The organism is Rhizobium sp. C4 (assembly GCF_021026315.1).
In the GTDB taxonomy this organism is placed as follows: domain Bacteria; phylum Pseudomonadota; class Alphaproteobacteria; order Rhizobiales; family Rhizobiaceae; genus Ensifer_A.
Window position 1 is genome coordinate 102,372 of sequence record NZ_JAJNCX010000009.1, and the last position, 21,995, is coordinate 124,366.

The following is a 21,995-nucleotide window of genomic DNA, read 5'->3' on the forward strand; positions in this document are numbered from 1 at the left end:
TTATGGTCAGTCTCGATCTTGCCGCGCCGGCAGCCCCGGCGAAGCCCGTTTTTGAATTGTCCGAAAAGCCCTCGCTGATCGGCCTGTCGCGCGAAGAACTTGCCAGCGCCCTCGTTGAAAAAGGCGTGGCCGAGCGTCAGGTCAAGATGCGCGTCAGCCAGATCTGGCACTGGCTCTATATTCGCGGCATTTCCGATTTCGACGACATGACGAATGTCGCCAAGGATCTTCGCGCGCTTCTGAAAGAGCATTTCACCATCCAGCGCCCGGAAATCGCCGAAGAGCAGATTTCCAATGACGGCACCCGCAAATGGCTGCTGCGCTTTCCGGCGCGCGGCGCGGGTCGCCCGGTCGAGGTGGAAACGGTCTATATCCCGGAAGAGGGGCGTGGCACGCTCTGCATCTCCTCGCAGGTCGGCTGCACGCTCACCTGCTCCTTCTGCCACACCGGCACGCAGCGCCTGGTGCGCAACCTGACGGCGGAAGAAATACTCTCGCAGCTTCTGCTCGCCCGCGATCGCCTCGGCGACTTCCCCGACCGCGAAACGCCGCAGGGCGGCATCCTGCCCTCCTCCGATCGCAAGATCACCAATATCGTCATGATGGGCATGGGCGAGCCGCTTTATAATTTCGAAGAGGTCAAGAAGGCCCTGCTGATCGCCACCGATGGCGACGGCCTGTCGCTGTCGCGCCGCCGCGTCACGCTCTCGACCTCGGGCGTCGTGCCGGAAATCTACCGCACCGGCGAGGAAATCGGCGTCATGCTGGCGATCTCGCTGCACGCGACCAACGATGCGCTGCGCGACGAACTCGTGCCGATCAACAAGAAATACCCGCTCAAGGAACTGATGGCCGCCTGCCGCGCCTATCCGGGCCTGTCGAATGCCCGCCGCATCACCTTCGAATATGTGATGCTGAAGGGCGTCAATGACAGCCTTGAGCATGCCCGCGATCTGGTGAAGCTGCTCAAGGGCGTTCCGGCCAAGATCAACCTCATTCCGTTCAATCCCTGGCCGGGCACGAAATACGACTGTTCCGACTGGGAAACGATCGAGGCCTTTGCCGATTTCGTCAACGCCGCCGGCTATGCCTCGCCCATCCGCACACCCCGCGGCCGCGACATCCTCGCCGCCTGCGGCCAGCTGAAGTCGGAATCGGAGCGCATGCGCAAGACGGAACGGCTTGCATTGCAGGCCATGATGATCGCCAACCATGGCGAGGATGATTGAGGTTTTCTCCTCTCCCCTTGTGGGAAGGCTTGGCCATTTTCTCCACCGTCATCCCGGACTTGATCCGGGATCTAGCCAGCCCGCGTCCGCGGGCTGAGAGGACTGTTCAATAAACGCGCCGTAGCCAAAGAGTCTTTCCCGCGATCGACATCGCGGACTGGATGCCGGATCAAGTCCGGCATGACGGAAGGTGTTGGAACGCTCGCGGCCAACAGTCGCCTGGCGGGCCGGGGCTTACGAAACCTTCCACGCGATATAAACACTCGCAGCCGCAATCACCCAAAGCGCCACGCGACCCCAGCGGGAGTGCTTCGCTTCCGCCTTGCCGATCTCTTCCGCCGTGCTCTTGTCGAAGCGCAGGCCGTTTTCGGTCATTGCCATCACTTCGGCGTGGAACTTCTCGGTCTTGGCGGCGATTTCCGGCAGCGCTTCGGCGAGCCGGATGGCGGCGCCGACGGCGTCCTTGAGATCGCCCACGATCCGCTTTGGCCCGAGATTGTCGCGGATCCAGCCGCCGACGACTTCCTCGGAGGCCTTCCACATGTTGAAGCGCGGGTTGAGCGTGCGCGCAACACCTTCGACAACCACCATGGTCTTCTGCAGCATCAGCAGTTCCGGCCGCGTCTCCATGTCGAAAAGCTCGGTGACCTCGAAGAGCAGCGTCAGCAGCTTTGCCATCGAGATCGTCTCGGCGGACTGGCCATGGATCGGCTCGCCGATGGCGCGGATCGCCTGGGCGAAGCTCGCATGGTCATGATGGGCCGGCACATAGCCCGCCTCGAAATGGACGTCGGCGACGCGCATGTAGTCGCGGGTGATGAAGCCGTAAAGGATCTCGGCGAGGAAACGCCGTTCTTTCCGCCCCAGACGGCCCGTGATGCCGAAATCGACGGCGACGATGGTTCCATCCGCCTCGACGAAGAGATTGCCCTGGTGCATGTCTGCGTGGAAGAAGCCGTCGCGCAGCGTGTGGCGCAGGAACGACTGGATCAGCGTGTCGGCCAGCTTGTCGAGATCGTGACCAGCGGCGCGCAGGCCGGCGATATCCGACATCTTGACGCCGTCGATCCATTCCATGGTGACGACATCGCGCCCCGTGCGTTCCCAGTCGACATAGGGCACACGGAAGCCGGGATCATCCTTGGTGTTTTCGGCAATTTCGGAAAGGGCTGCCGCCTCAAGGCGCAGATCCATCTCGATCCGCGTCGTCTGTTCGAGCGTGCGGGTGACTTCGACAGGCCGCAGCCGCTTCGATTTCGGCAGGAAACGCTCCTGCGTCTCGGCGACGAGATACATGGCCTCCAGGTCGGCGGCAAAGCGCTGGCGGACGCCGGGGCGGATCACCTTGACGGCAACCTTGCGCTCGACGCCATCGACGACGATTTCGGCCGGATGCACCTGTGCCACGGACGCTGCGGCAACCGGATTGTAGAGATGGGCGAAAAGATCATCCGCCTTGCGGCCGAGCGAACCTTCGATCTGCGCGACCGACTGCTCCATCGGAAATGTCGCCATGCGGTCCTGCAGGAGCGAAAGGTCGGCGGCGAATTCCGCACCGATCACATCGGGACGGGTCGCCAGAAACTGACCCATCTTCACATAGGAGGGCCCCAGCCGTTCGACCGCGCGGGCAAGATTGTCGGAGCGCGCGCTGCTGCGGGCGCGATTGCGGGCGAAAAGCTCGAGAAAGGCCTTCCCCGTGCGAACGGGCGCGGGCAGGCCTTCAGACGGGAATGCGCCGACAACGCCTTCGCGAACCAGAACCCAGCCGACCCGGGCAAGCCGGCCATAAGCAGTCAGTCCAGCCATGGGATCAGAGCTTCCAGCCGGAATGAAGGGCCGCAATGCCGCCGGTATAATTGGTGAAGTTCACCCGCGAGAAGCCGGCCTGGCTGATCATGGTCGCGAAATCCCGCTGATTGGGGAACTTGCGGATCGATTCCACCAGATACTGATAGGGCTCGGCTTCGCCGGTGATCATCTTGCCGAATTGCGGGATCGCCTTGAAAGACCACTGGTCGTAGAACGTATCGAGAAGCGGCATTTCGACTTCGGAAAATTCCAGCACGAGCAGACGTCCGCCGCGCTTCAAGACGCGATAGGCCTCCTTCAGCGCCACATCGATATGCGGCACGTTGCGGATGCCGAAGGCGATCGTATAGGCATCGAAGGAATTGGCCTCGAAGGGCAGGCTCTCGGCATTGGCCTCGACGAAATCGAGGTTCGGCGAAAGCCCCTTCTTTTCCGCCCGCTCGGCACCGACACCCAGCATCGAGCCGTTGATGTCGAGAACGGTCACATGGGCCTGACGGCCCGAGGCTTCCACAATACGAAACGCGATATCGCCCGTGCCGCCGGCAACGTCAAGCGCGCGGTAGTTCTGGTCGCGGCGCGGATTGAGCGATGCCACCATCGCCTCTTTCCAGGCGCGGTGCAGGCCCGCCGACATGACATCGTTCATGATGTCGTAGCGCTTGGCGACCTTGTGAAACACATCATTGACGAGGCTCTGCTTTTCGCCGTCCGCGACCTGGCGAAAACCATAGGACGTTTCCATGCCACCATTTGCAGAGGTGCGGCTCTCGTTCATGGGTTCAAGCTCCCGGTCATCGGTTCTTCAAAGTGAAAGCTCTGGCGCATTCGCCTCTTCGGCGCTATCGCAGGCTCACCTATATATGGACATGCGGTTTTTGCACCGCAACGTGATGCGGCGTCTATAGACCAGATTGCAGCTACACGAAACAGATTTGAGAGAAAGAGGTTACCGTGCCCGAACTGCCCGAGGTGGAAACTGTCCGGCGAGGTCTCGCGCCGACCATGGAGGGCGCGCGCCTCACGCAGCTGGAACTGCGCCGCCCGAACCTGCGCTTTCCCTTCACGGAAGGCATGGCCGGTCGGCTGGCCGGCCGGCAGATCGACAGCCTGAGCCGCAGGGCCAAATATCTGCTGATCAATTTTGAAGGCGGGCTGACGGCGATCTCCCATCTTGGCATGTCCGGCTCTTTCCGGATCGAGGCGGGCGGCGAACCTGCGACACCTGGCGACTTCCATTATGCGCGCTCCAAGGACGAGAAGCACGACCATGTCGTCTTCCACCTGACGCGGGCCGATCAGCCCGCCCGGATCATCTATAATGACCCCCGCCGCTTCGGCTTTCTCCTGCTGGAGGAGACCGCAAGGCTCGCCGACAATCCCTATCTCGCCAGCCTCGGCCCGGAGCCGACGGGCAACAGCCTCAGCGCTGAAATGCTGGCCGCGGCCTTTGCGGACAAGAAGGCGCCGCTGAAGGCGGCCCTTCTCGATCAGACCGTGATCGCCGGGCTTGGCAATATCTATGTCTGCGAGGCGCTGCACCGGGCAGGGCTGTCGCCCCGGCGGGCGGCGGGCACGATGGTGGACAAGAAGGGCAGGGCAAAGCCGCAGCTTGGCCTTCTCGTCGAATGCGTCCGCGATGTCATCGCCGAGGCGATCGCCGCCGGCGGCTCGTCGCTGCGCGACCATATCCAGACGGACGGATCGCTCGGTTATTTCCAGCATACATTCCGCGTCTATGATAGAGAGGGCGAGGCCTGCCCCAATCCGGGTTGCGGGCGCCCGGTGGAGCGGATTGTCCAGTCGGGCCGTTCGACCTTCTTCTGCGCGGCATGCCAGAAATAGGAGTCTCGCCGCATTTTGCGCGTTGACTGGCGTGCGCTTTCCCGTTATATGCCCGCCAACCGTTTGGAAAGCCACCGTTCCGGTCCTTTCCGTCAAACGCTTCCACTTGAGTTCTGACGAATGGTCTGGCGACCGAGCGCGGCAGAGTGGTAGCATATCGAGTTTGTAAGAGAGGCACATATGGCCAATACATCTTCTGCGAAGAAGGCGACCCGCAAGATTGCTCGCCGCACCGACGTCAACAAGGCTCGTCGTTCGCGCGTCCGTTCCTTCCTCCGCAAGGTTGAAGAAGCAATCGCTTCTGGCGACGCAAAGGTTGCACAGGAAGCTCTCCGCGCCGCACAGCCCGAGCTGATGCGCGCTGCCGGTCGCGGCGTCGTTCATGCCAACACGGCATCGCGCAAGGTTTCGCGTCTGGCGAGCCGCGTGAAGGCCCTTTCGGTCTGATCATCTGATCGAAATCTGAAGATTTAAAAAGCCTGGTCGTCTGACCGGGCTTTTTGTCGTTTCCGTCGGCGGCGTCATCATCGCGCCATCTCCTTGTCATTCATCATCTTCCTTCATGACAGGATGCTGACATAAAAAGCATTTAGTTTTCAATATCTTGGCGAAGGTGACAGAGGCGGATGCGACCTCACTTAACGGAAGGTTGGCCTATTTTTGAGTCAAGAAAAAAATAATTTTTTTTGCATTTCGAGGGTGCTCGACCCTTCTGAAAACGAATCTCGTTGATTCAAAAGCGATTCTTTTTCGGGGGCTTGGCCGGGACAGAAACCCGCCTTCTGAGTCAATGGTCGCGAGTTAAAATTGCGTAAAAAACGCGATTGATCTTTGGAAACGTTCCTGCGTAAATGCATCCAACAGAGGGCGGACAACGCCGGACAAAATGATCGCGACGTTTGGGGAATACCTGATTACGAAACGGTTGAGTGCTCTGTAGCGGACCCTGTTCGGTTCCGCGTTTTCACGACTGGTCACGCATGAAACCTGGCCCATGGTTTCGGGCCTGCTCTCTACGTGTGTCCAGATACCTGGTGCGCGAGAGGAGCGTCAGGCTGGGTGAAAGAAGACGAGGCGGGTTGCCTGACCCGGCCTTGCGAAGCACGAGCCTTCTTGCTGCCGGAATAGGCAGTGAAGCTTGCGCCAAGCTGGGCTGAACCGGAAACGGAAGGTGCGTAACGAGTGTAATGCGTAGTCGATCTGTTCGGGGCGGAGTGGATCGATCTTTGGAATGACAGCCCGGCCAAGAGAGATACGAGGCTCTGGTCGGTGTGGATAAGAGAAGTTAGAGAGGCGGCTCATGACGATGGCACAAGCATCGGTGCGCGCACGCGAAAGCGGCGCAGCGCCAGTGATCGGTTCGTCCGAAATTCAAGCGGCGGGGAATATTCAGACTATGGGAAATAACGCTTTGTTCGAGCGTTTCAGCGCCCGGCTCAAAGCCAAGGTTGGTGCTGACGTCTATGCAAGCTGGTTTGGCAGACTGAAGCTGCATTCCGTTTCGAAGAGCGTGGTCAGACTGACCGTTCCGACGACCTTTCTGAAGTCCTGGATCAACAATCGCTATCTCGACCTCATCACCGCGCTCTTCCAAGAGGAAGATGCCGAGATCATGAAGGTCGAAATCCTGGTCCGCACCGCGGCCCGCGCCTCCAAGGTTGCAGCAGACGACGATGTCGCCGATGCCGCTCCCGTTCAGTCGACGCAGCCGCAGGGCGCTCGCCGTCCTTCCGCCCAGCCGATCGCCCAGATCGCCTCGTCCGTTGCGCCGTCCTCCTGGCAGGCCAGTGCTGCGACGCCGCTCTTCGGCTCGCCGCTTGATGCGCGCTACACCTTTTCTTCCTTCGTGGAAGGCAGTTCCAACCGCGTGGCGCTTGCTGCCGCCAAGACGATTGCCGAAGCCGGTGCCGGCGCCGTGCGCTTCAACCCGCTCTTCGTTCATTCGAGCGTGGGTCTCGGCAAGACGCATCTTCTGCAGGCCATTGCCGCTGCTGCCATCACCAGCCCGCGCAACCCGCGCGTCGTCTATCTGACGGCTGAATATTTCATGTGGCGCTTTGCCGCCGCCATCCGCGACAACGATGCGCTGTCGCTGAAGGAATCGCTGCGCAATATCGATCTTCTGATCATCGACGACATGCAGTTCCTGCAGGGCAAGTCGATCCAGAACGAGTTCTGCCACCTCCTCAACACCCTGCTCGACAGCGCCCGTCAGGTCGTCGTTGCCGCCGACCGCGCGCCGTGGGAGCTGGAATCGCTCGATCCGCGCGTCCGTTCGCGCCTCCAGGGTGGCGTTGCCATCGAAATGGAAGCGCCTGACTACGAGATGCGCCTTGAAATCCTCAAGCGTCGCCTCGAAGTAGCCCGCATGGACGACCAGTCGCTGGACATTCCGGAAGGCGTGCTCGACCACGTCGCCCGCCGCGTCACCGCAAGCGGTCGCGAGCTGGAAGGCGCGTTCAACCAGCTTCTGTTCCGCCGCTCCTTCGAGCCGGACCTGTCGATGGAACGCGTTGACGAACTGCTCGCCCATCTGGTCGGCGCCGGCGAACCCCGCCGCGTCCGCATTGAGGACATCCAGCGCGTGGTTGCCCGTCACTACAACGTGTCGCGCCAGGAGCTCGTCTCCAACCGTCGCACCCGCGTCATCGTCAAGCCGCGCCAGATCGCCATGTATCTGTCGAAGACGCTGACGCCGCGCTCCTTCCCGGAAATCGGCCGTCGCTTCGGTGGCCGTGACCACACGACCGTGCTGCACGCCGTGCGCAAGATCGAGGAGCTGATCACCGGCGACCAGAAGCTCAGCCACGAAATCGAGCTCCTGAAGCGCCTGATCAACGAATAGTCGGTCATGCTATCTATCTTGAAAGGGGCTGGCAGCGATGCCGGCCTTTTTCGTTTGTACGGTCGGAAGTCCGCGCTATATTCAGAGCAATATAACGCTGGAGGGGATCATGGTCCGCGAAAACGAAATCCGCGAGAATGAGGTGGCCGTTGCGCCTCCAGCAGCACGGGATGCCGGTCTGGAATTCATCGGCCGCATTTCAACCCCCTGGACCTCGCGCATGGAAACGCCGCGGCAGGGCCGTCCTGACGGGCCGGTCTGCGTGATCGAAGTCTTCGAGCCCTGGGACCGGGCGCTGGAAGGGGTGGCGAAATTCGAGCGGCTGGAAGTGCTCTACTGGCTTGATCGCTCCCGCCGCGATCTCGTGCTGCAAAGCCCGGCCTCCAATGGCACCATCCATGGCGCCTTTTCGCTGCGCACCCCGGTGCGCCCCAATCCCATCGGCACGTCGATCGTCATTCTGGAAAAGATCGAAGGCAACCGCCTCTTCGTCCGCGGCCTCGATTGCCTCGACGGCACGCCGCTTCTCGACCTGAAGCCGGATCGCACGCTCTTCAAACCCATCGCCCCGCCGCAGGCAGGTGATTTCCAGACGGGTGACACTGGCACGGCGCATTATTGCCAGAAGGCGTGAGAAGGCGCTTTAAGCCTGTCAGGTTGGTTGCCGGCAGGGCAGAGGGGGGATATGGCGAACTCTGTCGCTCAAAGCGAACTACGCTAAACCCCGCGCCTTGACGTCTCAGCAGGCGAGATCAGCCACCACGCTATCAAGGATCAGCATGCCCGTCGGCGTGCAGCGCAGCCGCGAATTGCCGAGCCGTTCGATGAAGCCGTGGTCGAGCAGCAGCTGCTCGCGCTTGGGGTCCGGGTCGCGGCCGGAAAGCGCCTGCCAGCGGGCGAGGTCGACGCCTTCGCGAAGACGAAGCCCCATCAGCAGCAATTCGTCCGCCTGTTCCTCGTAACCCAGCAGCTCATGATCGATCATGCCATGGCCGCGCGCTTCCACCAGCGAAAGCCAGGCTTCCGGGTTTCGCTCGGTGGCGGTGGCGATCTTCTGGGTGCCGCGCGAAATGCGGCCATGGGCGCCGGGGCCGATGCCGGCATAGTCGCCATAGCGCCAATAGGTGAGATTGTGCCGGCTTTCCGCACCCGGCACGGCATGGTTGGAGACCTCATAGGCCGGCATGCCGTGGCGCGCGGTGATCTCCTGCGTCGCCTCGTAGAGCGCTGCCGACTGGTCGCCATCGGGAACGGTAAACTTGCCCGCCTTGTGCAGGCCGAAGAAGGGCGTGCCTTCCTCGATCGTCAACTGGTAGAGCGAGAGATGATCAACCGCGAGATTGATCGCCTCGGTGAGTTCGCGTTGCCAGTCTTCCACCGTCTGGCCGGGCCGGGCATAGATGAGGTCGAAGGACATGCGCGGGAAGATCTCGCGTGCCAGCCGGATCGCTGTCAGGGCTTCCTCGACATTGTGCAGCCGGCCGAGGAATTTCAGATCCTTGTCGTTCAGCGCCTGCACGCCCATCGAAACGCGGTTGACGCCGGCGGCGCGATAGCCGCGAAAGCGCTCCGCCTCGACGCTGGACGGATTGGCCTCCAGCGTGATCTCGATGCCGGCCGGCACATGCCAGGTCTCAGCCACCCCGTTCAGGATCGCCTCGACGGTTGCCGGCTGCATCAGCGAGGGCGTGCCGCCGCCGATGAAGATGGAGGTGACGGTGCGCGGGCCGGTCAGCTCGCGCGTCGCCGCCATCTCTTTCAGAAAGGCCGCGACAAAGCGCTGCTGATCCACCGGCTGGTGGCGCACATGGCTGTTGAAGTCGCAATAGGGGCATTTGGCCGCGCAGAAGGGCCAATGGAGATAGACGCCGAAGCCGGGATCGCCCGTATCGGGGAGGATTTGGCCATCAGCGGTGAGCATCATCATGCCTCAAGGCAGGTTTCGACGAAAAGCTTGAACGCGCGTGCCCGATGCGAAAGTGCGGCCGCATCGCCCGGCTTCCAGCCATGCTTTTCTTCCGCCGACATTTCGCCAAACGTCACGTCATAGCCTTCCGGCTGGAAGATCGGATCGTAGCCGAAGCCGGCAGTCCCGCGCGGCGGCCAGGCGAACGTGCCTTCCACTTCGCCGCGGAACATTTCCGTATGCCCGTCCGGCCAGGCAAGGCAGAGCACGGAGACAAAGCGGCAGGTCCGCTTGTCCGGGCTCGTCGCACCCTTCTCGGCAAGCGCCGTCTCGACCTTCTGCATCGCCATCTGGAAGTCGCGCGTGCCGTCGCCGGTTTCCGCCCAGTCGGCGGTATAGACACCGGGCGCACCGTCAAGCGCATCCACCACCAGCCCGGAATCATCCGAAAGGGCAGGGATGCCGGCCGCCTTGGCGGAGGCGAGCGCCTTGATCGCGGCATTTTCCTCGAAGGTCGTGCCGGTCTCGTCAGGCACGGCGAAATTCAGTTCGGCGGCCGAGGTGGCGGTAAAACCCATCGGGCCAATCAGATCGTTGATCTCGCGGATCTTGCCGGCATTGTGGCTGGCAACAACAATGGTGCGGGTATCGAGCTTGCGCATGTCTCAAAGGTTCCAGAGTTTGGCTTCGGCGCATTCCAGACTGTTGCCGGCCGGATCACGAAAATAGAGGGACCGCGCGCCATTCGGCCAGCGGAAATCGGCTTCGATTGTCACGCCTTCCTCTTCAAGGCGGGCGCGCATCACATCCATCGCCTCGCCCGCAACGCGGAAACAGGCGTGGCCGGCCCCACGCGCGCCATGCGGCGGAACCGGCAGATCGGGATTATGCGGCGGCAGTTCGGTGGCGTCCGGATTGAAGATCAGGAGAACGCCGGCGCCGCAGCGGAAGAAGATATGCCGGCCCGCGACATGGGTGATTTCCTCAAGGCCGAGAACCCGGCCATAGAAATCCGCTGCCGCGTGGAGGTCTGCGGCATAAAGCGCCGTTTCCAGAACACCTTCGATCCGCGCCGCGCCGGTCATACGTCTCCTCAAGCCGAGACGGCTTCCTTCTGCAGGGTCACGAGATCGGCAATGCCGGCCTTGGCAAGACCCATCAGCGTTGCAAATTCCTCTTCCGAGAAAGGCTTGCCTTCGGCTGTGCCCTGGATTTCGACGATCCCGCCGGCACCCGTCATGACGAAATTCGCATCCGTTTCAGCCGAGGAGTCTTCGAGGTAATCGAGATCGATGACCGGCTGGTTTGCGAAGATGCCGCAGGAGATTGCTGCAACATGGTCCTTCAGCACGCGATCCATCTTGATCATGCCGCGCGTTTCCATCCATTTCAGGCAGTCGCGCAGCGCAATCCAGCCGCCGGTGATCGAGGCCGTGCGCGTGCCGCCATCCGCCTGGATGACGTCGCAGTCGACGGTGATCTGGCGTTCGCCGAGCGCTTCGAGATCGACCACAGCCCGCAAGGAACGTCCGATGAGGCGCTGGATTTCGAGCGTGCGGCCGCCCTGCTTGCCGCTGGCGGCTTCGCGCTTCATGCGGTCGCCGGTGGCACGCGGCAGCATGCCGTACTCAGCCGTCACCCAGCCCTTGCCGGAATTGCGCAGCCACGGCGGCGTCTTTTCCTCAAGGCTGGCCGTGCAAAGCACATGCGTGTCGCCGAATTTGACGAGGCAGGAGCCTTCCGCATGCTTGGATACGCCGCGCTCGAACGTCACCTTGCGCATCTGGTCGATCTTGCGTCCTGAAGGCCTCATGGATGTCTCCTTGTTTGTTTTGCGCTCTTCTAAGACCGCCCCCGGCCATTTGCAAAGAAAAACGGAGGCGAGGAAATCGATTCCTGTTTGCGCGCGGGGCTTCGATGTCTATATTTCAGGATGTAATGGCGATGGAGACGATGCAAAGCACATGATCGGTTGGGACAGACGGATCGGTCAAACGCTGGACAAGGGCCCGGACAGGGGGCGTTCGCTTGACGAACGCTCGGGCGAGATTTTCCGGCGCATCGTGGAAACCTACCTGCAGAACGGCGAGCCGCTGGGCTCGCGCAACCTGTCGCGCCTCCTGCCCATGTCGCTTTCGCCCGCCTCCGTGCGCAATGTGATGAGCGATCTGGAAGAGCTGGGCCTCATCTATTCCCCCCATATCAGCGCCGGCCGCCTGCCGACGCAGCTGGGTCTCCGCTTCTTCGTTGATGCCTTCATGCAGGTCGGCGATCTGTCGCCGGAAGAGCGCACATCGATCGAAACGCAGATGCGCGCCGCAGAGCGCGGCCAGCCGACCGATAATCTGCTCAGCGAGGCAAGCCGCATGCTGTCCGGCATGTCGCGCGGCGCCGGCCTCGTGGTGACGACGAAAAACGATCCGGTCCTGCGCCATGTTGATTTCGTGCGGCTGGGTCCGACCAAGGCGCTCGCGGTTCTCGTCGGCGAGCATGACGAGGTCGAAAACCGCATCATCGAACTGGCCGCCGGCACGACCAGCTCGCAGCTGACGGAAGCCGCCAATTTCCTCAACGCCCATCTCTCCGGCTATACGCTGGCGGAAATCCGCAGCCAGACGGAAGTCATCCGCAAGACGATCCAGGCCGAGCTCGACACGCTGTCGCAGGATCTGGTCGAGCGCGGCCTTGCCGTCTGGTCCGGCACGAGCGAGCTCGACCAGACCTCGCAGCTCATCGTGCGCGGCCAGTCGAACCTCATCGAAGGGCTGGACGATCAGGCCGATATCGATCGCCTGCGCATGCTTTTCGACGATCTGGAGCGCAAGGAAAGCCTGATCGACCTGTTGAACCTTGCCGAAACCGGGCCGGGCGTGCGCATCTTCATCGGCTCGGAAAACAAGCTCTTCTCGCTCTCCGGCTCCTCGCTCATCGTCGCGCCCTATCGCGACAGTGAGCAGAAGGTTGTGGGTGCGGTCGGCGTGATCGGTCCCACACGGCTGAATTACGCCCGCATCGTCCCCATGGTCGACTACACGGCGCAGCTCATTTCCAAGCTGAGTTCACCCGGCTGACACCGAACAAACTCCCGGATTGTCAACAAGTCGGCTGCGAAGTCTTGATTTTTTGCGGCTGAACATCGATATCGGGCGCAACCCCAAACAAACCTCAATTTGGAGACCGTCATGACCGACGACACGAAGAAGAACGGACCTGACGAAGCGGTAAGGGACCTCGGCGCGGAAGCCGACGCCTTGATTGCCGAGGCAGAAGCAGCCGAGGCGCAGGCCGCCGAACAGGAGCCGGACCCGATCGAAGCTCTCAAGGCAGAGAACGCTGATCTGCGCGACCGCTATCTGCGTCTGGCCGCCGAAATGGACAATCTGCGCCGCCGCACGGAACGCGACGTCAAGGATGCCAAGTCCTATTCGATTGCCGGCTTTGCCCGCGACATGCTGGGCGTGTCGGACAACCTCCGCCGCGCGCTGGATGCGATCCCGGCGGAAGCCCGGGAAGCCGGCGAAGCGGGCCTCATGGCCCTGATCGAAGGCGTCGAACTCACCGAGCGCTCGATGCTGGCCGCCATGGAACGCCATGGCGTCAAGAAGCTCGAGCCGGAAGGCCAGAAGTTCGACCCGAACTTCCATCAGGCCATGTTCGAAATCCCGAACACCGAAGTCCCGAACAACACGGTTCTGCAGGTCGTCCAGGCCGGCTACGTCATCGGCGAGCGCATGCTGCGCCCGGCCATGGTCGGCGTGTCCAAGGGTGGCCCCAAGGCGGTTGCCACCGAGACGACGGACGCCGAAAAGACGGCCTGAGAGGTCTCGTCAAAGTCCGATCGCAGCTGATGAAAATTGCCGCCTGACCTCACAAGGTTGGGCCGCATTTTTTATGTTTTCACTCTTGCGGCCAATCCTCCGGCGGCCAATCGCGTGAGGTATGGATGACGCGCACGATCACGATGCATTCGCGGTCTGAGAGGTTCCGCAACGCATAGGCAATGACATAGGGGTAGCGGGCGCATAGGTCCCGCTGACCCTCCCCGGTCTGCCGGTCGCGTGCTTTGCCAGCCTGTTGCCGGCCTCCTCGATCGCATCGACGACCCGTTCTGCGGCGAGGGGATCGTCTTGAGCGATATGGCGCAGAATTTCGAGATTGTCGCGATGTGCCTCAATGGACCAGACGACTGGCCTCATTCGTGCGCGGCCTTGCGCCGTTTGGCGTCCTCGATGGCGGAACGCATCTCCGCAACGGCCTGTTCGTGCGATATCACGCGGCCAGCCTCGGCGTCGGCGATCCCGCGCTTGATACCTTCAAGGATTTCCGCCTCGCGCTCGACATAGGCAGCAACCGCGTCACCGGCAACAGCAGCGGTGGTCCGCTGCGTATCGCTTGCGATCCGCTCCAGCTTCGCTTTCACGTCGGGTCTGACGGTGATCGTCATCGTCGTGCTGGCAGCCATACATTCGCTCCCTGTTGACCCCAGCATATCAGCACGTTTTCAACGCGAATGCGATAGGCGCGTCGTTCAGCCCACCGGGTTCAGGCCGCGTTCGTTCCGGCGTCCTGGTTGAGGCAGGCGAAGATGGCGGCGGCCGTTTCGCAGGCGCGCAGGCGCGCGGTCAGGTCCTGGTCGCGCAGCACGCGGGCGACGCGGGAGAGTGCCTTCAGGTGGTCTGCGCCCGCACCTTCCGGTGCCAGCAGCAGAAAGACGAGATCGACGGGCTGGTCGTCCAGTGCTTCGAAGGCGACAGGTGTGTCAAGCCGGGCAAAGACACCGGCGATCTTCTTGATGGAATTGAGCTTGCCATGGGGAATGGCGATGCCGTTGCCGACGCCGGTCGAGCCGAGACGCTCGCGCTGCAGGATGACGTCGAATATTTCCCGCTCGGGCAGGCCGGTAACGGTGGCCGCCTTTTCCGCGAGTTCCTGAAGCAGCTGCTTTTTGGAATTGGCTTTCAGAGCCGGAATAATCGCATCCTGATGCAGCAAATCTGCCAATGCCATTCGATGTTCCCCGTTCCGAAGCTGAAAGGAGGCGGGCGCGGCCTCTTCGGCGCGCCCGCCTGGCTTTTCAGCTCTTGACACCGGCCGGGTCGATCCAGCCGATGTTGCCGTCGTGGCGGCGATAGACAATGTTCAGTTGTTCGTTGCCCGCATTGCGGAAGACGAAAACCGGTTCGTCGGTCATGTCGAGCGCCATAACGGCGCCGGCGACAGTCATGGTCCTGAGCCGCTTCGTGCTCTCCGCGATAATAGCGGGTGCATAATCTTCCGGCACTTCTTCCTCAAGATCCGGGATCGAATCGATCACGGAGTAGGGCATGTCGATGTGCTGTGCGTTTCCGACATGGTGGTCGCGGAGCCTGCGCTTGTAGCGCCGAAGCCGCTTTTCGATCCGAGCGGCCGCCGCATCATAGGCTGCCTGCGGATCATTCGCCTGACCGGCCGCATGAAGAACGACGCCGGTATCAAGGTGGATCTTGCAGTCTGCATCAAAACGCGACCCAGACTTCTCCACCGTGACTTGGCCGGAATAACCTCCGTCGAAATATTTCCCTACCGCGTCTCCGACATGGCCCACGATCCGCTCGCGGAACGCTTCACCGATTTCCATATGCTTTCCGGAAACTCGCACACTCATGGATTTACCCTTCTTGTGTATTGATTTGCGAGAAACAGTCTATTCCAACCTGCCTCCGCATCCAAGCGATTCCGACAATGTTTCAGTCTTCCATGGGGTGCGGCGCGCTTCTACTCCGGGGCATGCGTCAAGTCAACACAACGACCGATGCGCGCAAACACTTGCCCACCATTTGTTAACCAGGACTGGAAAGTTGGCTTTCAGGAGGCGATGCGCGCCATCGCCTTCTTCTCGCGCCGCCGCTGGACGGAGGAGGAGATGTTCATCGCATCGCGATATTTGGCGACCGTGCGCCGCGCGATGTCGATGCCGGCGGATTTCAGGATATCCACGATGTCGTCGTCGGAAAGCACGGTATCGGCGGTCTCCTCGTTGATCATCGAGCGGATGCGGTTTCGCACGGCTTCCGCCGAATGTCCGTCGCCGCCTTCGGCCGACGAGATCGAGACCGTGAAGAAATATTTCAGCTCGTAGACGCCGCGCGGCGTCATCATGAACTTGTTGGAGGTGACGCGGCTGACGGTCGATTCATGCATCTTGATTGCATCGGCCACCGTCTTCAGGTTCAGAGGCTTCAGCCCGTCGACGCCGAGGCGCAGGAAACCATCCTGCCGGCGTACGATCTCGGTTGCGACCTTCAGGATCGTGCGTGCCCGCTGGTCGAGACTGCGCGTCAGCCAGTTGGCGTTCTGCATGCACTCACTGAGAAATGCCTGATCGGCGCTGTCGCGTGGTGCATGGCGCGACACTTCCGCATAATAAGACTGGTTGACGAGTACGCGCGGCAAAGTGTCCGGGTTCAGTTCGACATTCCAGCCGCCGTCCGATGCCGGCGAGACGACGATATCGGGGACGATCGTCTCCGAGGCGGAACGCAGGAAGCCGCTGCCGGGCTTCGGATCGAGCCTGCGGATCTCCGCCAGCATGTCGAGAAGGTCGTCTTCATCCACGCCGCAGAGCTTTTTCAGCGCCTGGAAATCGCGCCGTGCCAGAAGCTCGAGATTGGTGACAAAGGCGGACATGGCGGGGTCCAGCCGGTTCTTCTGCCTCAGCTGGATCGCCAGACATTCGCTCAAGGAACGGGCAAAGATGCCGGCCGGTTCCAGCGTCTGCAGCACGGAAAGCACGCGCTCGACATCGGCCACCGGCCTGCCGACCCGTTCGGCCACGGCATCGAATTCGGGCAGGACATAGCCGCTGTCGTCGAGAAGATCGACAAGGTGCTGGGCAATCAGCCTGTCGGCAGCATTGGTGACGGCAAAGGGAAGCTGCTGGCTGACGAATTCGCGCAGCGATACGCCGGCTGCGGCGAAATCGTCCATGTCGAAATCGCCGCCATCCTCGCCCTGTCCGCCGGGCATCGACTTCCATTGTCCGATCAGTTCGGGTGAGTCGGGGCGGCGTTCGGCCTGGTCCGTGTCGAATTCGGGCTCGAAATTCGCGTCGAGTTCCTTGGTCAGGCGTTCGGCCTGGCCGGTATTGCCGGCCTCGAACCAGTCTCCCTCGCCACGCGGCGCCAGCGCCGGCTCGGAGGAGGTGTCGGGCGCGTCATCGCCGATCGGCACGGAGGGACCATCGCCCGTGGTGATTTCAAGCAGGGGGTTCTTCTGGACTTCCTGTTCGATGAACTGGTTGAGTTCGACATGCGTCATCTGCAAAAGCTGGATCGACTGCATCAGCTGCGGCGTCATCACAAGCGATTGCGATTGTTTCAGGTGCAGGCTGGCTGACATGGCCATGATGAACGCAGAACTCCCACTTCCCATTCGACAGGTTCGACGCGCTCCCGGCGAAAAAACTGTCTGGCCCGAAAATTGCTTGGTTTCCCTTTCGCGGTCAAGAGCCAAGCAGAGATTCGGTTAAAATGAGTGTCTGTTGTGTGACAGGCGCGAGATGAGTGCGGCCTTACAGGCTGAAATTGTCGCCGAGATAGAGGCGCCGCACGTCGGCATTGTTGACGATATCGTCCGCGCGGCCATGCGTCAGCACTTCGCCGGCGTGGATGATATAGGCGCGGTCGATCAGCCCGAGCGTTTCGCGCACATTGTGGTCGGTGATCAGCACGCCGATGCCGCGGCGCGTCAGGTGCCGAACGAGGTTCTGGATTTCCGACACCGAGATCGGGTCGACACCGGCAAAGGGCTCGTCAAGCAGCATGAAGGCCGGCTCGGTCGCCAGTGCGCGGGCAATTTCCAGACGGCGCCGTTCGCCACCCGAGAGGGCAACGGCGGGCGACTTGCGCAGATGTTCGATGGAGAATTCTTCCAGCAGTTCGGTGATCTTGCTCTCGCGCTTGGCGCGGTTCTTCTCCCGCACCTCAAGAACCGCCCGAATGTTCTCCTCGACCGTCAGGCCGCGGAAAATCGAGGCTTCCTGCGGCAGATAGCCGACCCCGAGGCGGGCACGGCGATACATCGGCATGGAGCTGACATCGTGGCCGTCGAGTTCGATCGTGCCGGAATCGACCGGAACAAGGCCGGTGATCATGTAGAAACAGGTGGTCTTGCCGGCGCCGTTGGGGCCAAGCAGGCCGACGGCCTCGCCGCGCTTCAGGATCAGCGAAACGCCGTTCACCACGCGCCGCGAATTATAGGTCTTGGTCAGGTTTCGCGCGACCAGCGTTCCCTCATAGCGCGTGGCATGGCTGTCGCCCTGCGTTTCGCCGGGGATGTTCGACGCGGATTTGTCGGTGTTCCGGTTCAGCAAGGAGGTCATCTCTTACTTGCTGCGCGACTTGGGATCGAGCTGAATCTGGACGCGGCCGCCGCAGCTGTCGAGCTGTGCCTGTCCGGTATCCATGTGCACAGTCAGTCGGCAGCCGGTGAAAACATTGTTTCCATCCGAGAGCACCACCTGCTTGCCTTCCAGAATGAAGAGCTGCTTGGCCATCTCGAAATGGCCGCTTTCGGCCGTCGCGGTCTGCTTGTCCGAATTCAGCACGACGCCGCCATTGACGATAATTCGGTCGATGTCGCCATTGCCGGCATTGGCCATCGTCCCGCCGCTGCTCGCGCCGTCCTTGCCGGAGGACTTGTAATAAACCGTCATCGTCTTCGACTTCAGCATCGTCGTGCCCTGGGTGGCCACGACATTGCCGGTGAAGTCGGCGCGATTTTCCTTGTCCTTGATCTCAAGCTTGTCGCTTTCGATATGGATCGGCTTGTCATTGGAAAGCGCGACGCCGTCCATCTTGCCGGCCGTCGCCTGTGAAAAAGCGGCAGTGGCGGGCGCAGTCGCGAGCGCAGCAATCACCAGGCACAGCGTGAGATTGGATTTGGCGGGCATGACCTAATTGCCTTTATCATGAATGGAGTCGGCGCTCAGGTTCACCTGCACGCGGCCATCGAATACGATCGTCTGGCCCTTATCTTCGATATTGATGCTTTGCGCAACTACGGTTGCCTTGGACGCGGTGATCGACACCATGTCGTTTGACGACATCGTGCCGTTCTTCACGTCGAGCTTGGCGGAGCGGAAATTCGCGACCAGCCCGCTCGACAGGTGCAGGGAGAAGGGCTGTGTCATGTCGAGCGTATTGGCGCTGCGGTCGTAGATGCCGCCCTTCGCCTTGACCTTGGCGATCAGCTGGTCATTGACCGGCATCTGTGCGGCGATGTCTTCCAGCGTCATGATGTTGGGGGAGACGATGCTCTGCAGCGCGCGCGCCGCGGTCATCGAATAGAAGATGCCATCGGCGTTGCGGCCTGAAATCGCCGGTTTTTCCATGACGATCTGGCCGTTTTCGATGGTCGCGCCCTTCACCTCGATATTGTCGGGCAGGAAGCTGCGAACCAAGGAGACGGCAATGAACAGAAGGGAGACGACCAGCGCTGCCACCGGCAGCAGGATCTTGAGCCTACGGACGCGCTGGGAATGGCGCACGGCCTGAGCATAGGCGGCGCGTCGCGCATCCTGATCGCCCACAAAGGTGCTGTTCATTTCCAAGCTTGCCATCTCGTTCCCGTGTTGGACCGGCTGTCACATTAGCCGAAGCGCTAGCGTCGCAATATGGTTATTTTCGTGCCGGAGACAATGACGATCGCTGCGAAACACATCGGATGCCTTAATATTTTCCACGGTCCTTTTACCCGCCAACCCCTTAACGCAGTTTTACGGCATGCTGCGGCTTCCGGATTGATCGCAGGGGCATTATGGATATCGCACCGGCCGTTGATTTGCGAAGCGACGCGCGTCGTCGCCCGCGTGGCCTGATCCTGGAGGGAAATTGCATGGACAACGGAATTGCCGATCGACGGGCGCTTCGCCGCAAGGTCACCTTCTGGCGCAGCCTTGCCATCATCGTTCTCGTCTTCGTGCTGGCAACCGTCTGGTTTCGCTGGCCGGGCACGCAGGGCCCGGGCGTCAACCAGATCGCCCGCGTCTCCATCAGCGGCCTCATCCAGGACGATCAGGACCTGACGGCGCGGCTCGACCGCATCGCCAAGGCGGATAATGTCAAGGCGCTGATCGTCGACATCTCTTCGCCCGGCGGCACGACCTATGGCGGCGAAACGATCTACAAGGCGCTGCGCCGCGTGGCCGAAAAGAAGCCCGTCGTCTCCGACATCCGCACGCTGGCGGCCTCCGCCGGCTACATGATCGCGCTGGGCGGCGACCGCATCATTGCGGGCGACATGTCGATCACCGGTTCGATCGGCGTGCTCTTCCAGTATCCGCAGGCCAAGGAACTGCTCGACAAGATCGGCGTCTCGCTGGAATCGATCAAGTCGGCCCCGATGAAGGCCGAACCGTCGCCCTTCAATCCGCCGAGCGATCAGACCAAGGCGATGATCAACGCCATGGTGCAGGACAGCTTCCACTGGTTCGTCGACCTCGTTGCCGAACGCAGGAAGATGACGCCGGATCAGGCCATGGCGCTGTCCGATGGGTCCATCTTCACCGGTCGTCAGGCGCTGAAAAACGGCCTCGTCGATGAGCTGGGCGGGCTCAGCGAGATCAAGGCCTATCTGAAAACCCGCTCCGTTGACCCCGAGCTGCCGGTCATCGACTGGAAGCCGGTGCCGCAGGGATGGGCAGCCATGCTTCCCGGCGCCCTCATTCACGCTGCCGAATGGTCGGGTCTGGACAAGGATTTTTCGGCAAGCGCCTTGAAAATGCTAGGTATCCAGCACTTGTTCCTTGACGGCCTTGTTTCCGTTTGGCAGGTTGATCGCGGCTAAGGCACCCCCGGCGGCAACCGTCGGGAAGAAAAGACCGTGCAGATTTCACTCCGGCAAGCAGGTTGCGGCAAAGACCGCCGCCTGACGGGACCGGAAACTGGAAATGATCGAGGGGGAAGACGTGATAAAGTCCGAATTGGTGCAGATCGTTGCTGCGCGCAATCCACATCTCTATCACCGCGACGTGGAAAATATCGTCAATGCCGTTCTCGATGAGATTACCGATGCGCTCGCGGGCGGCAATCGCGTCGAACTGCGCGGCTTTGGCGCATTCTCCGTCAAGAACCGTCCTTCGCGTTCGGGCCGCAACCCGCGCACAGGCGATGCCGTTTTCGTCGAGGAGAAATGGGTTCCCTTCTTCAAGACCGGCAAGGAACTGCGCGAGCGCCTGAACCCCGGTCAGGCCGACGAAGACGATTGATCGGCGCAGCGTTTGCAAAGCCGTCTTTCAATTGCCGGCTTGAAAGCGCCACACATCCTTCTATCCTAGAGCGCGTGACCGGGTGATTTCGCCCGGACAGCAATCTCTTGCCCGCCGGAGCCTGCCCATGACGAAGAAGCTGATCAACCTGGTGATCCTCCTGCCGGTCGCCATCATCCTCATCGTGCTTTCGGTCGCCAATCGCCACGCGGTCACGCTGGCGCTCAACCCGTTTGATCCGGCCGATTCGATGCTGTCGGTCACCGCACCCTTCTTCGTCTATCTCTTCCTGGCCGTGATCCTCGGCACTGTCCTTGGCGCGAGCCTCACCTGGTTTGCCCAGGGCAAGCATCGCAAGCGCGCCCGCAACCAGGCACAGGAAGTCGCCCGCTGGCAGGGCGAGGCGCGGCGCAACCAGAAGCGCGCGGAAGAACTGGCCCAGCAGGTCATCCTGCCGGTCTCGGCTTCGAAGTAGGTTTCGGAAGGGTGGGGGCCGTCAGCTTCCGCTGACAGCCTTGTTGAAATCGGCGAAGAACTGCGCCGCCAGCTTCTTTGCCGACGAATCGATGAGGCGCGAACCGAGCTGCGCCAATTTGCCGCCGATCTGTGCATCCACCGTATAGGCGAGGATCGTGCCGTCGCCATCCTCGGTCAGCGTGACTTCCGCACCGCCCTTGGCAAAACCGGCAATGCCGCCCTTGCCCTCGCCGGAAATCTTGTAGCCCGCCGGCGGATTGAGGTCGGAAAGGGTGACTTCGCCCGAAAACGTTGCCGAAACCGGCCCGATCTTGATCTTCACGGTCGCCGACATCTCGGTCGGTGAGGACATGTCGAGGTTCTGACAGCCCGGAATGCAGGCTTTGAGGATTTCAGGATTGTTCAGCGCCGCCCAGACAACCTCGCGCTTGGCCGCAATGCGCTCTTCTCCGCTCATGTCCATCGTGATCGCTCCTCCCAAATGCGCGGCTCAATTCCAAGCCGTTCTCTTGATGAATGCTATAATATCACTTGAGGGATAAGTCTTTGCCAAGAGAGCGCTTAATGTTATTTCGTCCCGATAGAGCCGTTTTTGCGACAGTCGCGATTTTGGCCCCTCAGGATGAGTGAATTTTG

Annotated in this window: 23 protein-coding genes and 2 pseudogenes; 10 read left to right on the top strand and 15 right to left on the bottom strand. The window is 61.4% G+C overall.

From position 1 onward, the window contains the following. The first annotated feature begins 2 nt into the window (after positions 1 to 2). The gene (gene rlmN, locus LQK84_RS16265) at positions 3 to 1,229 is read left to right on the top strand and encodes a 23S rRNA (adenine(2503)-C(2))-methyltransferase RlmN (RefSeq protein ID WP_230829778.1); all 1,227 of its coding nucleotides are present in this window, start codon (positions 3 to 5) and stop codon (positions 1,227 to 1,229) included. Positions 1,230 to 1,463: 234 nt separating this feature from the next. On the opposite strand, the gene ubiB is transcribed toward rlmN, so the two are convergent. Continuing rightward, positions 1,464 to 3,038, bottom strand: coding sequence for a 2-polyprenylphenol 6-hydroxylase (ubiB, locus tag LQK84_RS16270; protein WP_230829779.1), 1,575 nt, complete (start codon positions 3,036 to 3,038; stop codon positions 1,464 to 1,466). Positions 3,039 to 3,042: 4 nt separating this feature from the next. Further along, complete coding sequence (gene ubiE, locus LQK84_RS16275; protein ID WP_230829780.1) at positions 3,043 to 3,819, bottom strand: bifunctional demethylmenaquinone methyltransferase/2-methoxy-6-polyprenyl-1,4-benzoquinol methylase UbiE; 777 nt, start codon at positions 3,817 to 3,819, stop codon at positions 3,043 to 3,045. Positions 3,820 to 3,995: 176 nt separating this feature from the next. On the opposite strand from ubiE, the gene mutM reads away from it, so the two are divergent. The 4 genes from mutM (at position 3,996) to tsaA (ending at position 8,365) form a co-directional block, all read left to right on the top strand. Continuing rightward, on the top strand, positions 3,996 to 4,886 hold the full coding sequence (gene mutM, locus LQK84_RS16280; protein ID WP_230829781.1) for a bifunctional DNA-formamidopyrimidine glycosylase/DNA-(apurinic or apyrimidinic site) lyase: 891 nt from the start codon (positions 3,996 to 3,998) through the stop codon (positions 4,884 to 4,886). A 180-nt stretch (positions 4,887 to 5,066) separates the two neighbouring features. After that, positions 5,067 to 5,333, top strand: coding sequence for a 30S ribosomal protein S20 (rpsT, locus tag LQK84_RS16285; RefSeq protein WP_230829782.1), 267 nt, complete (start codon positions 5,067 to 5,069; stop codon positions 5,331 to 5,333). An 859-nt stretch (positions 5,334 to 6,192) separates the two neighbouring features. Beyond that, the gene (gene dnaA / locus LQK84_RS16290) at positions 6,193 to 7,731 is read left to right on the top strand and encodes a chromosomal replication initiator protein DnaA (protein WP_442966973.1); all 1,539 of its coding nucleotides are present in this window, start codon (positions 6,193 to 6,195) and stop codon (positions 7,729 to 7,731) included. 109 nt (positions 7,732 to 7,840) lie between these two features. Continuing rightward, positions 7,841 to 8,365: a tRNA (N6-threonylcarbamoyladenosine(37)-N6)-methyltransferase TrmO gene (gene tsaA / locus LQK84_RS16295; RefSeq protein WP_230829784.1), complete on the top strand. Its 525-nt coding sequence runs from the start codon at positions 7,841 to 7,843 to the stop codon at positions 8,363 to 8,365. Positions 8,366 to 8,470: 105 nt separating this feature from the next. Here the strand turns inward: tsaA and hemW are convergent, their stop codons facing one another. From hemW to rph, 4 genes are read right to left on the bottom strand one after another with little or no spacing between them, the layout of a single operon-like run. Beyond that, positions 8,471 to 9,658 (bottom strand): radical SAM family heme chaperone HemW, encoded by a 1,188-nt coding sequence (gene hemW / locus LQK84_RS16300; protein ID WP_230829785.1) that lies wholly within the window; start codon positions 9,656 to 9,658, stop codon positions 8,471 to 8,473. Beyond that, positions 9,655 to 10,299 (bottom strand): RdgB/HAM1 family non-canonical purine NTP pyrophosphatase, encoded by a 645-nt coding sequence (gene rdgB / locus LQK84_RS16305; protein WP_230829786.1) that lies wholly within the window; start codon positions 10,297 to 10,299, stop codon positions 9,655 to 9,657. Before rdgB ends, hemW begins: the two co-directional genes overlap by 4 nt. A 3-nt stretch (positions 10,300 to 10,302) precedes the next feature. After that, positions 10,303 to 10,722 carry a VOC family protein gene (locus LQK84_RS16310; protein WP_230829882.1) on the bottom strand — a complete coding sequence of 140 codons (420 nt, stop codon included), beginning with the start codon at positions 10,720 to 10,722 and terminating at the stop codon, positions 10,303 to 10,305. 8 nt (positions 10,723 to 10,730) lie between these two features. Next, positions 10,731 to 11,450, bottom strand: coding sequence for a ribonuclease PH (gene rph / locus LQK84_RS16315; protein ID WP_230829787.1), 720 nt, complete (start codon positions 11,448 to 11,450; stop codon positions 10,731 to 10,733). Between the two features lie 172 nt (positions 11,451 to 11,622). On the opposite strand from rph, the gene hrcA reads away from it, so the two are divergent. Further along, complete coding sequence (gene hrcA / locus LQK84_RS16320; protein WP_442966974.1) at positions 11,623 to 12,708, top strand: heat-inducible transcriptional repressor HrcA; 1,086 nt, start codon at positions 11,623 to 11,625, stop codon at positions 12,706 to 12,708. Positions 12,709 to 12,819: 111 nt separating this feature from the next. Further along, entirely contained in the window at positions 12,820 to 13,455 is a 636-nt protein-coding gene (grpE, locus tag LQK84_RS16325) for a nucleotide exchange factor GrpE (protein WP_230829789.1), read from the top strand. Positions 13,456 to 13,534: 79 nt separating this feature from the next. Here grpE and LQK84_RS16330 read toward each other — a convergent pair. The 8 genes and pseudogenes from LQK84_RS16330 to LQK84_RS16365 form a co-directional block, all read right to left on the bottom strand. Beyond that, positions 13,535 to 13,833: pseudogene (locus LQK84_RS16330) on the bottom strand (type II toxin-antitoxin system RelE/ParE family toxin). Further along, a complete protein-coding gene (locus LQK84_RS16335) occupies positions 13,830 to 14,099 on the bottom strand; it encodes a CopG family ribbon-helix-helix protein (RefSeq protein ID WP_230829790.1) in 270 nt (89 codons plus the stop codon). Before LQK84_RS16335 ends, LQK84_RS16330 begins: the two are co-directional and overlap by 4 nt. Positions 14,100 to 14,179: 80 nt before the next feature. Next, positions 14,180 to 14,644, bottom strand: coding sequence for a PTS IIA-like nitrogen regulatory protein PtsN (gene ptsN / locus LQK84_RS16340; RefSeq protein ID WP_230829791.1), 465 nt, complete (start codon positions 14,642 to 14,644; stop codon positions 14,180 to 14,182). Between the two features lie 67 nt (positions 14,645 to 14,711). After that, a complete protein-coding gene (gene hpf, locus LQK84_RS16345; RefSeq protein ID WP_230829792.1) occupies positions 14,712 to 15,281 on the bottom strand; it encodes a ribosome hibernation-promoting factor, HPF/YfiA family in 570 nt (189 codons plus the stop codon). A gap of 200 nt (positions 15,282 to 15,481) precedes the next feature. After that, positions 15,482 to 17,020: an RNA polymerase factor sigma-54 gene (gene rpoN, locus LQK84_RS16350; RefSeq protein ID WP_230829793.1), complete on the bottom strand. Its 1,539-nt coding sequence runs from the start codon at positions 17,018 to 17,020 to the stop codon at positions 15,482 to 15,484. A gap of 166 nt (positions 17,021 to 17,186) precedes the next feature. After that, positions 17,187 to 17,915, bottom strand: a pseudogene (gene lptB / locus LQK84_RS16355) (LPS export ABC transporter ATP-binding protein); the annotation flags it as partial. Positions 17,916 to 17,999: 84 nt separating this feature from the next. Then, positions 18,000 to 18,566: an LptA/OstA family protein gene (locus tag LQK84_RS16360; RefSeq protein ID WP_230829795.1), complete on the bottom strand. Its 567-nt coding sequence runs from the start codon at positions 18,564 to 18,566 to the stop codon at positions 18,000 to 18,002. A gap of 3 nt (positions 18,567 to 18,569) precedes the next feature. Further along, a complete protein-coding gene (locus LQK84_RS16365; RefSeq protein ID WP_230829796.1) occupies positions 18,570 to 19,235 on the bottom strand; it encodes an LPS export ABC transporter periplasmic protein LptC in 666 nt (221 codons plus the stop codon). A gap of 275 nt (positions 19,236 to 19,510) precedes the next feature. Here LQK84_RS16365 and sppA point away from each other — a divergent pair, with 275 nt between their 5' ends. From sppA to LQK84_RS16380, 3 genes are all read left to right on the top strand, one after another. Then, positions 19,511 to 20,461, top strand: a complete 951-nt coding sequence (sppA, locus tag LQK84_RS16370; RefSeq protein ID WP_230829797.1) for a signal peptide peptidase SppA — start codon at positions 19,511 to 19,513, stop codon at positions 20,459 to 20,461. A gap of 121 nt (positions 20,462 to 20,582) precedes the next feature. Further along, positions 20,583 to 20,882, top strand: a complete 300-nt coding sequence (locus LQK84_RS16375) for an integration host factor subunit beta (RefSeq protein ID WP_109858354.1) — start codon at positions 20,583 to 20,585, stop codon at positions 20,880 to 20,882. A 127-nt stretch (positions 20,883 to 21,009) separates the two neighbouring features. Next, positions 21,010 to 21,357, top strand: coding sequence for a LapA family protein (locus tag LQK84_RS16380; protein ID WP_230829798.1), 348 nt, complete (start codon positions 21,010 to 21,012; stop codon positions 21,355 to 21,357). A gap of 21 nt (positions 21,358 to 21,378) precedes the next feature. Here LQK84_RS16380 and LQK84_RS16385 read toward each other — a convergent pair whose 3' ends face one another. After that, entirely contained in the window at positions 21,379 to 21,822 is a 444-nt protein-coding gene (locus tag LQK84_RS16385; RefSeq protein WP_230829799.1) for an SRPBCC family protein, read from the bottom strand. Positions 21,823 to 21,995: the final 173 nt, after the last annotated feature.

Excerpts from the sequence above, each read along its gene's own strand:
- rlmN (WP_230829778.1), top strand. The coding sequence starts at position 3 with ATGGTCAGTCTCGATCTTGCCGCGCCGGCAGCCCCGGCGAAGCCCGTT.
- ubiB (WP_230829779.1), bottom strand. The coding sequence starts at position 3,038 with ATGGCTGGACTGACTGCTTATGGCCGGCTTGCCCGGGTCGGCTGGGTT.
- ubiE (WP_230829780.1), bottom strand. The coding sequence starts at position 3,819 with ATGAACGAGAGCCGCACCTCTGCAAATGGTGGCATGGAAACGTCCTAT.
- rpsT (WP_230829782.1), top strand. The coding sequence starts at position 5,067 with ATGGCCAATACATCTTCTGCGAAGAAGGCGACCCGCAAGATTGCTCGC.
- dnaA (WP_442966973.1), top strand. The coding sequence starts at position 6,193 with ATGGCACAAGCATCGGTGCGCGCACGCGAAAGCGGCGCAGCGCCAGTG.
- tsaA (WP_230829784.1), top strand. The coding sequence starts at position 7,841 with ATGGTCCGCGAAAACGAAATCCGCGAGAATGAGGTGGCCGTTGCGCCT.
- hemW (WP_230829785.1), bottom strand. The coding sequence starts at position 9,658 with ATGATGATGCTCACCGCTGATGGCCAAATCCTCCCCGATACGGGCGAT.
- rdgB (WP_230829786.1), bottom strand. The coding sequence starts at position 10,299 with ATGCGCAAGCTCGATACCCGCACCATTGTTGTTGCCAGCCACAATGCC.
- LQK84_RS16310 (WP_230829882.1), bottom strand. The coding sequence starts at position 10,722 with ATGACCGGCGCGGCGCGGATCGAAGGTGTTCTGGAAACGGCGCTTTAT.
- rph (WP_230829787.1), bottom strand. The coding sequence starts at position 11,450 with ATGAGGCCTTCAGGACGCAAGATCGACCAGATGCGCAAGGTGACGTTC.
- grpE (WP_230829789.1), top strand. The coding sequence starts at position 12,820 with ATGACCGACGACACGAAGAAGAACGGACCTGACGAAGCGGTAAGGGAC.
- LQK84_RS16335 (WP_230829790.1), bottom strand. The coding sequence starts at position 14,099 with ATGGCTGCCAGCACGACGATGACGATCACCGTCAGACCCGACGTGAAA.
- ptsN (WP_230829791.1), bottom strand. The coding sequence starts at position 14,644 with ATGGCATTGGCAGATTTGCTGCATCAGGATGCGATTATTCCGGCTCTG.
- hpf (WP_230829792.1), bottom strand. The coding sequence starts at position 15,281 with ATGAGTGTGCGAGTTTCCGGAAAGCATATGGAAATCGGTGAAGCGTTC.
- rpoN (WP_230829793.1), bottom strand. The coding sequence starts at position 17,020 with ATGGCCATGTCAGCCAGCCTGCACCTGAAACAATCGCAATCGCTTGTG.
- LQK84_RS16360 (WP_230829795.1), bottom strand. The coding sequence starts at position 18,566 with ATGCCCGCCAAATCCAATCTCACGCTGTGCCTGGTGATTGCTGCGCTC.
- LQK84_RS16365 (WP_230829796.1), bottom strand. The coding sequence starts at position 19,235 with ATGGCAAGCTTGGAAATGAACAGCACCTTTGTGGGCGATCAGGATGCG.
- sppA (WP_230829797.1), top strand. The coding sequence starts at position 19,511 with ATGGACAACGGAATTGCCGATCGACGGGCGCTTCGCCGCAAGGTCACC.
- LQK84_RS16380 (WP_230829798.1), top strand. The coding sequence starts at position 21,010 with ATGACGAAGAAGCTGATCAACCTGGTGATCCTCCTGCCGGTCGCCATC.
- LQK84_RS16385 (WP_230829799.1), bottom strand. The coding sequence starts at position 21,822 with ATGGACATGAGCGGAGAAGAGCGCATTGCGGCCAAGCGCGAGGTTGTC.